Below are 10825 nucleotides of genomic sequence, written 5' to 3'. Positions count from 1 at the left end.
AGCCCGACAGCACGATCCCTAAACTCCTGCGAATACTTCCAAGGCATAAAACAACCCTCACAAAAAACCTAGGAACAAAACCTGGGACACTTCAAGTCGCGATTTCCCTGGTATTTTTCGCGTTTTCCACCGTGCTGGGCTGGGCGTATTACGGCGAGCGCTGCATCGAACGCCTGGCCGGGCTGAAAGCCGTGGCGGTCTATCGGATTGTGTTCGCGGTGGTGTTGTTCGTGGGATGCATTTCTTCCATCGAAGTCGCCTGGGTTTTGGCCGACATTTCCAATGCCCTGATGGCAATCCCGAACCTGATTGGGCTGGTACTGGCCTCCGGGCTGATTGCGCGAGAAACCCGGGATTACCTGCGCCGCGACCCGAAATTACGAGCCGCCGGGTAGCTGGAGTGGGCGCGTCGATGTTAACACTGGACAGCGTGAGTGCCCGCTTAATTTTGGGCGCGAAAGGGTTTTTGCCTCGCTGTCGCGCGACTCACGCGAAACGCGTTAACTCGGCTCGCCAAATCGGCTACCGGTGTCCCCGCCGCGAACTGTCCGAATTCCTTTAGAGCCTCAGAAACCGCATCCGCTGCATTCTGATCTACATACGACACAATCCCTAACACTGTATCCGCATCCAGCCCGGCGTCAGACGCGAAATCCACCCACTGTGGCTCCCGGATAGCCACGAAACGATATTCTCCGCCTATCTGCATCGACGAGGACAAACGCTCGCTCCTCTCGGGGTCAACCTTGTACAGGTACGAGGCCACATCATAAGCGGGAGCAAGCGAACACCCCTTTACAGTTTCGAGCATCGAAAAGTTTTTACCATGAGCATCAGTGCCCGCCACCGCAATGTTGAAAGCCAGCTGTTTTACAAACTCCAACATGTCTTGCACACTCGCATATTTACGTATGGTCCGGGCAATAGCAACAGCAGTTGGCCCCCCATTTTGCTCATATTTATATGCGGGCATACAGCGCAGAATCTGGCAAAAATCCTCCTGGTGAAACCGTTCTACCCCACCATCAGAAGTAACCGCACGGTCGTAGCGTTCGATAACACTAGCCCGCACCCCACCCACCATCTCAATCGTCTCCACGCTAGCCTTGATACCAAGCCTACGCATCGCCGACAGACACACCGCCTCATTCACATCAGAATAGGCAAAATCACTGGAAATCTGAGGTTTAATAATATGCGTGGAAGGAAAACACCCCTGCGGCAGACACCACCGCCCATCAGGAGCACGATACAACGCGGTCTTGCGCTGCTGACCGGCAAGAGAAAACTTACCGGGGGCATCCTCATCCTGTCCCGCTGAGGCACCCCACACACCCTCCTCGCATGACACATTGCGCATTAAATCTTCTAGTTGGCGCCCGGATAGTGGCACAGCCCGGTCAGGCAGATTCTGTGCAAGCGGACGGCCTGGAGGTGTGAACTGGATAGCCCCAGGCGCGTCTTTACCCATAACCGCCAGCATTCCGAGAACATTCCCACCGGGGATACGATATTCCCTCTCCCAGATAGCCCTGGTCATACTGTTCTCAGGAAGCAAGCCTTCCAGAAATGGCCTAGCATCATATTCCGGGTGTTGACGAGGCAAACCCAGGGAAATATCCTGCCCATCCCAGGATTCATCGTAGGTGAACGCTATAGTGCGGTCGGCATGAGATTTAAACCTGCCCACCCTATGCCCAAACAGGTATGCGTCTAGTTTTCTAAGCATCGCTATCCGCATCCTCGCTCGTGTAATAGGTAAGGTCTTCCACCCCGAGCGCATCAAGTACTTTCAAAGCTGTATCTAAACGCACCGAGGGCGCCCCGGATTCTAGCCGCGTGATAGCTGGACGAGTCACCCCCGCCATATCCGCCAACCGCTGCTGGGTTAACCCGAAAGCCTGACGGTGAAATCTTACTAGCTGCGCGAATTTTGCCGTATCACTAGCAACCACTCGAGTAATAACCGACTTCATATCTTCATGATACGTTATCGATACACAAAGACGCAATAAACCACCCAGGAACCTCCGGTTTTACAACAGCAGGTAGCAGGGATTTAGCTCGAATCCAAGGGCTGAAAGGATACGTCACCAATATCCCGCTATCTGTATCAAAAAACCGGGGTAACAACCAAAAAACTCGTCCGGATGCTACGGCCTTTACGTGAAGTCACCATAAGCCTGCCCGGAGGCCAACAAATCACAGCCCAATCCAAGATCAACCCCCAAACCCAGAAAATCCTAAACAAACTGGGTCACTAAACTTGTGCAACTCAGGTGATAGATACAAACTGAATGTGACCAATACCAGCAGAGGAGCTCGGCTACGCAAAAAGATTAGCTAGCAAAAACTCGAAAACGCGTAGAAAATCATCTAAAAGTTCTTGAACTGGTCTACAACTCGCGGACAATCCCGCACTCCGACTGGCACCTCATGAAACCAACCATACCGACCGATGCTCCACGCACCAACAACTACAACCGCACCGGCACCTCGCAGACGAATCCCTTGAAACCATGGTTGCAATATCCGTGCGGGTGGTGGAACAGGTACGCCTGGTGGTAGTCCTCGGCCAGCCAGAACTGCCCGACCGCATCGGCATCCAGGATCTCGGTGGTAATCGCCCCGCGCCCCGCGCCGGCCAAGGTCACCCCGAAAGTGCGTCGCGACACTTCAGCCAGTTCACGCTGTTCCGGCGTGGTACAGATAACCAGCGAACGGTACTGACTGCCCCGGTCGTTACCCTGCCGGTCACCCTGGGTCGGGTCGTGATTTTCCCAAAACACTTTCAACAGTTCCCCGGCGGTGGTCGCGGTGGGGTCGAATACGACCCGCACGGTTTCCGCATGCCCGGTGGTCCCGGTGCAGACTTCCTCGTAACTGGGCGTGGGCTGCTGTCCCGCCATGTAGCCCACAGCCGTGTTGATTACCCCCGGCTGGGACCAAAAAATCCGCTCCACGCCCCAGAAGCAGCCCATCGCGAAATAGATTACTTCGTGCGGTTCCGGCCACGGTCCAGTTATCGAGGTGTGGAGGACGGGGTGAGTGGTTTCTTGCTTCGTTTCATGAGGTACCATCATGTGTTACAGTTTGCCACACAAATCCGAGTCCGTCACGAGATATGCGGTCGGCGCAGAGTCCGACACCGTGGCCGACACCGCAGCAGACACCCTGGCAGAAAACGGTGAATATTTTGGGTTTACGAGGAAAAATCTCCGCATAACGCAGTTTTTTCGCTCACTTCTGCCAGGTACCCTTGCTGGGGTCAGCGAGAAATCGCCGGGGTTCATGAGGTGCTTGCCGGGATTCCGGGCGTTTCGTGTCAATGGCGGACACTTTTCGACTGGTAAGTTTTCGGTTTGCGCAGGTCAGGGCGTTTTTTGGGAGTTTGTAGACTGGGGAAAACCGCTAAATGTGTCCGTGTTTACCTCGATGTACATATAAGGGCTTTGCTACAGCGACCTCGCTATTCAAGGGAGTTACGGCTAAAACGGCCAATCGTGGCCGTTTCTTAACGCCTTCACGCTGCAACTGCGTCGATGTGCGGGCTACGCCCGCGCGCCGCAGCAGGTCAGGGGCCTATCTCGTTATCAAGGTTTCTCAATAAGGTGCTTATGTGTCCATGATGAGAGTCTTGGGGAAAAATTTTACTTTCATTTGATAGACCCTGTGTTCAATTTGGGAGTGCGACTTCCTTTAGGGCTGTGGGTGTAAAGAAAAAATTCCAGAAAGGAAGGACACACCCCGGCTGGCACCTCATGAACCCAGTAGCGCCGCGAAGAATATCGGCAGATAGGTCACCTGACCTTGGGTTTCTATGTTTGGGCGCGCCCCCCGGCCGGTTTCCGCCAAGACAAAAGCGCGGTCAATCGTGTACTTCGGTTCCGCCAGCGCCTTGTCCAAGGCGGCATGAGTCCGATACGAGACCCCGGATTTCACTTCCAAGGCGGTAATCTGACCGGAGGCATCCTCTAGCAGAAAATCGAGTTCCCCGATTTTCTTGGAACTGAAGTAGCGCAACGCATAGCCCTTGCTGTGCAGCTCCTGAGCCACCGCGTTTTCGTAAATTCCACCCAGATTAATCGCCGTGTTCGGTTGAAGAATGCCAGACAGCATGGTTTTCGGGAACGCAGAGTTCAACAGTCCCACATCAGAGCTATACAGTTTAAACAGGTTGCGTTTCACCCCCGCCAGCAGTGGGAAAATCGGGGCGGAAACATTGTAGGTCGGCAAAGCCACCCCCGCCGCTTCCAACCACAGAAAATGCTGGTCAACCTGGGTAAAGCGCTTCACATCCCGCAAGTCACTGATTTGGAATCGACGGTTTTGCCGGCTCAACTGGGCGGGAATCAACTGGAAAATATCGGCCAGGATTAGGCGCAGCTCATCAGGCGCATATTTCACAATGTCCTGGGCGTAAAGTTGGCGAATATTTCCTTGAATCCGGCGCACCACATCCATGTCCCCAGTTTCCACAAAATGCGCCACCGCGTCGGGCATTCCCCCCACCAGCAGATAACGATGCCACAAATCAATGAAGCGGTCGTAGATAAAATCCGGAACCGGGCGCAAGTCATCCAGACACTGTTGCAAAACATCAAAGAATTCAGCGGACACACCGCACGCCTGGCAGAACTCCTGAAAATCCAGGGGATACATCTTCAGCTCTGTCACATAACCAATAGGCAAAGAGGGAATAGCGCGCAAACGTGTCCCCAACAGCGACCCGGAAAGAATAAAGCGATAGTCGTATTTTTGCACCAGGAATTTAATAAAGCTGACCACAGCGGGACATTCCTGGACTTCATCAAAAATCACCACTGTCTGCCCCGGCACCAGTTCCACGTCACTAGCCAGCGAGACACGCAACATTAAGTCTGCGGCATTAGTGGCTTGGTTGAAAGAATCTCGCGCATCGGGCTGTTCCAGCAGGTCAAAAGCCACTACTCGCGAGAAATTATCCCGCGCAAAGGTGTTTGTCAGGAAAGACTTTCCCACCTGACGGGAACCAGTCACCAGCAGGGCTTTGCCGCCATCATCCGCTAGCCACTCATGAAAAGCCGCTAAAACCCGCCTGACCAGCACACACACCACCCACCTAACACTTTTCAAGATTTCGATACGGCATTATTTTACACTTTTCAGGATTTCAAACCTGGCAATACCGACACTTTTCAGATTTCAGCCTGACTCCGGTGTCGGCACCGTGGCGGGAAACGCCAGATTCTTTGGGTTTGCGCGGAAAATTCCTCGCAAAACACAGTTTTTTCACTCATTTCTGCCAGCAAACCATGGATCCGAATGAAGGACAGAGTTACTGGCCGATTTTGCTAATCAAATTGTTCAGATCGTCATAGCGGCTGGCCTTGCTGGTGGATCCCAGGCTGACAATCAGGTAATCGTGGCCACTCTTGGCATACAGGATGGCAAGATTGTGGATTTTCCCCAAAGACCCGGTTTTGAGGCCGGCGACTTCCGGGATGTAATAGATGCTTTCCGGGTTGAGCATTTGGTTGGTGTTCACCATCATGAGGTGCTGGCCTGATAGCGGGGCGATTGCATAGCGCTGCGACTTGACGATGTCGCGAATCCACTGGCGTGAAAGGAGTTTTTCGCTTACTGCCGCGATCTCACTTGGCGTACTCACCGCCCTGGGGTCATAGCCACTGGGGTCATTAATCCGGGTATGCGACCAGCCCTGTTTTTTCAGGTATTCAGCCAAATCAGTCATAAACAGGTCAATCCGCTGGTCTGTCCCGGCGGTTCCCGGATGCGTTTTCCCGCCGCAAAACTCCGCCACGGCATAAGCCGCGTCATTGCCGGAAGGTACCAACATCGCAGCTAGCAGATCTTGTAGCCGGTAGGTTCCGGGAACAATCCCGGCGAGCGAGGATCCCGGTTTCGCTTTCGTCAGGGCTTCGCGGCTGACGGACACTTCATCGTTCGGGTCGGCGACAGCCAGGGCATATTCCGCCACAAACAGCTTTGCCAGGCTGGCCGGCGTGATTTCAGTGTTTTCCCCGGCCGCCGCGATTCGCTGCTGCGAGGCCTCGTCGATAACAACATAGCCTTTCCCGGTATAAGGCGTACCGTCAATCCCCACGGTTGTCGGTTTGGGGTATATCCAGACCCGGATTACGCCCCGCCCCGCTGGCGTAGCGACCACCCAGGCAAAAATGGCAATCACAACCACCGCGAACACTGCGGTCATCTTTTTGCGTCTGCCCTTCATCAAAACACCTTCTTTTGTTCTATTCAAGTTCTATTCACTGCGATTGTTGACCGGTTCGCTGCTGCGACGCAGGGCTGGCACCAACAGGAGCATGGCCAAACCAGCCAGAATCAGCGCCACCAACAGCGCCAGGAAAATAGCGGGAGTGAAGCTCGCTTCGAGCCTGACCGAAAAGATGTGCATCATCATCCATCCCAGGCCGAAACCCAGACTGGCAGAAAGCAGCGCGATTGCTCCCAGCGGCGCGATGGCCTCCACCAGCATCATGCGGGCTAGTTGGCTTACTTTCATCCCGCAAAGCCGCAGTGTCAACAGGGAGCGATGCCGCTCCAGCAGTCCCGCATAGGTGGAAACCAGCATCGAAATCACCGCAATCAGCAGCGTCAGCCCCATGCCGATCCACACCAGTGTTGTCATAAGACTGATGAGCCCCACGTCCGTGGTGACGTTCACTTCTGTCGCCACGTTCATGAGTGGCATGGAGAATTCCGGCATAAAGTCCGTGGTGGCCAGTAGGGTACGCAGGCGTTCCAGGGCACGTGAGTCGCGTAGGCTGACCAGCACAGTGTAGGCATCATGCCTGGTTTCGGGCACGTAGTAGCGTTTCACCAACGTGTCAAAATCCGCGCGGTTTTTCGCGGGGATGAGCCGAGAGGCCTCGCCGGCACGTGCCCATAAGTTGACGCCCAGTAACCCGGATTTGCAAGGCGTAGCAACGTAGGCGCTCGCAGTCGTACACGGCACCAGACTCCAGGTTCCCCCTACGAAAGGCACGGCTTGGGCTTGAGCCACGTAGGATTGGGCTTGCAGTTGCGCGGCCAGGTGGACGGCTGCGGATTGGTCTGGAATCTCGGATATGGCTACCGCGCCTTGTTTCAGCGGGGTGTGTTCGTGATCGATGGCATCCAAGACCTTTCCGGTTTGGGAGGTGGCGGTCAGGAAGAACGTGCCCGCGAACAAGGCCAGAATCACGCCGGAAACCGAACGTGAAATCTGGCGGGAATGGGCTGCCACATAGCGCGTACTAATCAGTTCCGGCGCCCGCCGGCAATGTTTTGCAACCACCCAAGCCAACAGCTGGATTACCAGCGGACTTACCAAAATCAGAGCAATCATCATTAAAACCACATCAGCCAGCAGCCAATAGGCGTCAAGGCGTGTCCCCCGGTTCGGTTTCACGCTGACCACCAGATAGATAGCCAGGCCGATAGCCACCGCCATCACCAGGATGCGCACCACACCGGTTTTTCGGGTCACGATTTTTCTGGTTACACGCTGGTGGCGCACCACCCCCAGGGGCGTGGCGACTACCCCGCGCATCCCCTGCGAAGTAGCCAGAACCGTGATGATGATAGTCGCCACAAAAACCAGCGCACACTGCCAAGGCGCGACCGTCAAGTCAGACAGCCACAGGCGCCTGCCAGCCAGCGAAACAGCTCCCAGCCACGGCCGGATTGCGCTAAACACGCCCAAGCCAAGCAGAAAGCCCAGTACCGCCCCCAACAGGGCTTCGGCCACAAGAATCTGGAGAATCTGGTGGCGCGTAGCACCCACCAGGCGCAAAGCCGCATAGCGCTGTTCCCGCTGGACGCTGCCCAGGGCGGCAGAAATTGCAATCAGCAGCAAAACCGGGAACAGCAATACCACCAGGCCAATCGACAAGACGGCCTGGTTCACTGCGCTGTTTCCGGCCGGCGGCTGCGGGGTGTCAAAGTCTGCCACGTGCACGGCGGTTTTATCCCCAGCGAGATTCTTGCCGATAAACACCAGCAAGTCATCCGGGCCACTGGTCAACTGATACGGTAGCAATCCTTTGTTGACGTGCCCGAAGCGGGTGGTAATCGCCGCTTCCGGGTGCGTGGCCACCAGGCTTTGCACGCCCAGCGACATCAGGTATTCCCCCGGTTGAGGCCACTTTACCCCGAACAAATCGGGCGCGTGCTGGGTTGCTGAAGTGTCCACATAGGCCGCGTGGATTTGTTTACCGTCCACAACGAAGAAGGGGTTGTCAACCAGGCTAATCAACACTGCATCTGTGGCACCAGCTTTGGCATCATTAGTCGCTTGGGATTTGTCCGCGTTGTCGATTGCTCCCTGCCAACGCGTTGCAGTCGTGGAGCCAAAAGCACCCCAAAACGCGGCGAACACCAGTATCAGGCACACACAAAATCCCACTGCCGCACTGACCAAAGCCAAGCGACTCTTGGACTGACGCAACGAACGGCAAGTGAGCATCCAGGCGAGGTACACGGCTATACCTCCACCAAGCCGTCACGCACGATTATTTCACGGTCGGCATAGGCTGCAACGGTAGGTTCATGAGTCACCAGTACCACTGTCAACCCCCGCACGCGCACCAAATCCACCAGCAAGGTCATCACCGTCTCAGAATTCAGGGAATCCAAGGATCCGGTGGGTTCATCGGCGAACAGCACTGCGGGGCGCGGTGCCAAGGCGCGGGCGATAGCGATTCGCTGGGCTTGCCCGCCTGAAAGCTCGCCGGGAAGTGAATCCGCGTGATCTTCCAGGCCTACAGTCGCCAACCATTCGTGAGCCTGGGCATACGCGGTTTTCTTCGCGACCCCGTTCAAAAGCAGTGGCACTGCGATGTTATCCACCGCTGTCAGCTCGGGAACCAGTTGGGAAAACTGGAATACGAAACCGAAATCCGTGCGGCGCAACACCGTGCGCTGCGCATCGCTCAAGCTGGTGAGCTCACGGTCATTGTAGGACACCGAGCCCGAATCTGGCAGTTCGATTCCCGCCAAGGCGTGTAACAAGGTGGACTTGCCGGAGCCCGAAGGCCCCATAATTGCCAAGATTTCACCGCGCGTTACGTCCAGGGACACGCCACGCAGTGCCGGGGTAAGCCCGTAGGTTTTCTTTAGCTCACGGGCGCAAAGTATCGGGGTTGTCGGCGGGTTCACAGTTGCTCCTTTAGCGCATCCAGACGCGAGGTCGTCAAGGAAATCCAACGCAAATCCGCGTCAATGTGAAAAATCGCCTGGTCTAACAGGAGTTTCTCGGCCAGACTGGCATGCTGTTTACGAGCCGTAAGCTCGCGCATCCGCTGCTGATGGGCTTGGCGCTGGGCTTTCAGATACAGAGCCGCATCCCCATTGATTAACAGGGCCAGCACCGTCTTGAGATACAACTCGGATTGTAGGGTGGGGGAAGGAATCAGCGGCGTGCGCAACCATTCCACCAGTTCTTTTTCGCCACCCGCAGTGACGGCATAGCGGGTGCGTGCGGGTCCGGCTGGGGCTCCGCTGTCGGCGACTTCCATCACCTTGGCATCCCGCGCCAAACGCGCCAAGGTGGAATACACCTGTCCCGCCAGGATTGGCTTATCGCCAGCAAAATAGTGGTCGTATAGTTTTTTCAGTTCATAGCCGTAGTTCGGCTCGCGCGTCAACAGTCCCAACAAACCGTATTTCGTTTCCACCACGCCTCCTATACACTCAGTGACTAGCCGCAACTATTCACCAAGTGTATAGCTTTACGGCATCGGTTACAACAGGCGGTTTCATGAGGCGCCAGCCGGGTTCGCGGGTGCTTCGCCTAAACCGGCCAGCCATAGCCATTTTCTAACGGCTACGCCGTCTTAGCGACATTTCTTCCTCCCAGGTATGGGATAAATATGGGATAGCTCTATTGTCAATGGCAGTTGCAATACCAACAAAAACAGCCCGCCACAAAGGGCGGACTGTGCTATATTGCCTATGCGTAGTTACGGGATTGCTGGTATTAATACAAAGGTGAGGGCTGTGGAGACTGAGAAAATATGCCTGTTTTCCCTTGTTATCAAGCTAAAGTAGGGATTCAGAGCTTGCTCGGCTGCATCTTCTGACAGCGTCGATTTGAGCCTCTGGACCTGAATCATGTAACTTTAGTGGCCCAGCTTGTCTAGGATTTTTTGGGCTTGTGGGGTGATGGAGTCGCTGGATTGGATTTCGTGGCCTTGGTAGAGGATGGTTTACTCCTGGATAGGTCGTAGGATTCGGACGTATTTTTTCGCTGTGATTCCGGTCTTTTGGTGCAAATACCGGGAAACAGCTAGGGCGGCCATGACCACAGTCAGATGCGCGTCGATAGCGTCGCGTTGCCGGTGGAATATCGGGCGGGCACGTAAATCGGTTTTGGATATGCGTCAAGGATTGCTCTACATGCCACATCGTGATAGGAGGCGATGACTTCACCAGCGGGCATGAGCGTGGCGGGGAGGTTAGTGACATAGCCTTTCAAGCCTTCTAGCCGCTGGGCGCGCTCAAAAGCCTTAGAATCGAAACTACAGCCACTGCGGGTGGTTTTGATGAACCGGGGTTTACGCGCGGGTTTCACCCCGTCTATCGCGTCTAGGGCGCGGCGGCGCTGCGCCTCCAGAGTGATAGCGTCTCTTTTAACGCGTTTAGTGGAGTACCACCACAAGACTCGCCAAGACTTGCCCATCGAGGGATTCCACACCGGCTCGGCTTTAGTGAGTTTGCTGTTGACTTTCATGTTGGCGTGCCTAGGAGTCACGGTGTCGATAATCTGGCCATCGGCGAGCAAGTCACCATTCCAGTGGAAATGGGATTCTGAAGCGTCCTG

General features: G+C 55.3%; 9 protein-coding genes and 2 pseudogenes. 2 read left to right on the top strand and 9 right to left on the bottom strand.

Annotated elements, in window-relative coordinates:
- Window positions 1-395: alanine:cation symporter family protein (locus HMPREF0576_RS07930; protein ID WP_004011418.1), on the top strand; the 395-nt coding region annotated here is incomplete at its 5' end.
- A gap of 47 nt (window positions 396-442) precedes the next feature.
- On the opposite strand, the gene HMPREF0576_RS07925 is transcribed toward HMPREF0576_RS07930, so the two are convergent.
- Both HMPREF0576_RS07925 and HMPREF0576_RS07920 read right to left on the bottom strand, forming a co-directional pair.
- A complete protein-coding gene (locus HMPREF0576_RS07925) occupies window positions 443-1729 on the bottom strand; it encodes a type II toxin-antitoxin system HipA family toxin (protein WP_081455505.1) in 1287 nt (428 codons plus the stop codon).
- Window positions 1722-1976, bottom strand: coding sequence for a helix-turn-helix domain-containing protein (locus tag HMPREF0576_RS07920; RefSeq protein ID WP_004007824.1), 255 nt, complete (start codon window positions 1974-1976; stop codon window positions 1722-1724). Before HMPREF0576_RS07920 ends, HMPREF0576_RS07925 begins: the two co-directional genes overlap by 8 nt.
- 120 nt (window positions 1977-2096) lie before the next feature.
- On the opposite strand from HMPREF0576_RS07920, the pseudogene HMPREF0576_RS09665 reads away from it, so the two are divergent.
- A pseudogene (locus HMPREF0576_RS09665) lies at window positions 2097-2264 on the top strand (IS1634 family transposase); the annotation flags it as partial.
- Between the two features lie 213 nt (window positions 2265-2477).
- Here HMPREF0576_RS09665 and msrA read toward each other — a convergent pair.
- From msrA to HMPREF0576_RS07880, 7 genes and pseudogenes are all read right to left on the bottom strand, one after another.
- Complete coding sequence (gene msrA / locus HMPREF0576_RS07915) at window positions 2478-3083, bottom strand: peptide-methionine (S)-S-oxide reductase MsrA (RefSeq protein WP_004011417.1); 606 nt, start codon at window positions 3081-3083, stop codon at window positions 2478-2480.
- A gap of 676 nt (window positions 3084-3759) precedes the next feature.
- The gene (locus HMPREF0576_RS07905; RefSeq protein WP_245527382.1) at window positions 3760-5115 is read right to left on the bottom strand and encodes an ATP-binding protein; all 1356 of its coding nucleotides are present in this window, start codon (window positions 5113-5115) and stop codon (window positions 3760-3762) included.
- A 202-nt stretch (window positions 5116-5317) separates the two neighbouring features.
- Complete coding sequence (locus HMPREF0576_RS07900) at window positions 5318-6214, bottom strand: D-alanyl-D-alanine carboxypeptidase family protein (RefSeq protein ID WP_245527381.1); 897 nt, start codon at window positions 6212-6214, stop codon at window positions 5318-5320.
- Window positions 6215-6265: 51 nt separating this feature from the next.
- Window positions 6266-8485 carry an FtsX-like permease family protein gene (locus HMPREF0576_RS07895; protein WP_245527380.1) on the bottom strand — a complete coding sequence of 740 codons (2220 nt, stop codon included), beginning with the start codon at window positions 8483-8485 and terminating at the stop codon, window positions 6266-6268.
- A gap of 2 nt (window positions 8486-8487) precedes the next feature.
- On the bottom strand, window positions 8488-9162 hold the full coding sequence (locus HMPREF0576_RS07890; RefSeq protein WP_004007818.1) for an ABC transporter ATP-binding protein: 675 nt from the start codon (window positions 9160-9162) through the stop codon (window positions 8488-8490).
- Complete coding sequence (locus HMPREF0576_RS07885; RefSeq protein ID WP_004007817.1) at window positions 9159-9683, bottom strand: PadR family transcriptional regulator; 525 nt, start codon at window positions 9681-9683, stop codon at window positions 9159-9161. Before HMPREF0576_RS07885 ends, HMPREF0576_RS07890 begins: the two co-directional genes overlap by 4 nt.
- Window positions 9684-10124: 441 nt before the next feature.
- A pseudogene (locus HMPREF0576_RS07880) lies at window positions 10125-10825 on the bottom strand (IS1634 family transposase); the annotation flags it as partial.

Origin of the sequence: Mobiluncus holmesii ATCC 35242 (genome assembly GCF_000185445.1) — a bacterium.
GTDB classification, from domain to species: domain Bacteria; phylum Actinomycetota; class Actinomycetes; order Actinomycetales; family Actinomycetaceae; genus Mobiluncus; species Mobiluncus curtisii.
Note: the sequence above shows the minus strand (reverse complement) of the source record. Positions and strands in the feature narration are given on the sequence as shown.

Bases quoted from the DNA above. Each gene is read 5' to 3' on its own strand.
- msrA (WP_004011417.1), bottom strand. From the start codon at position 3,083: ATGATGGTACCTCATGAAACGAAGCAAGAAACCACTCACCCCGTCCTC.
- HMPREF0576_RS07920 (WP_004007824.1), bottom strand. From the start codon at position 1,976: ATGAAGTCGGTTATTACTCGAGTGGTTGCTAGTGATACGGCAAAATTC.
- HMPREF0576_RS07925 (WP_081455505.1), bottom strand. From the start codon at position 1,729: ATGCTTAGAAAACTAGACGCATACCTGTTTGGGCATAGGGTGGGCAGG.
- HMPREF0576_RS07900 (WP_245527381.1), bottom strand. From the start codon at position 6,214: ATGACCGCAGTGTTCGCGGTGGTTGTGATTGCCATTTTTGCCTGGGTG.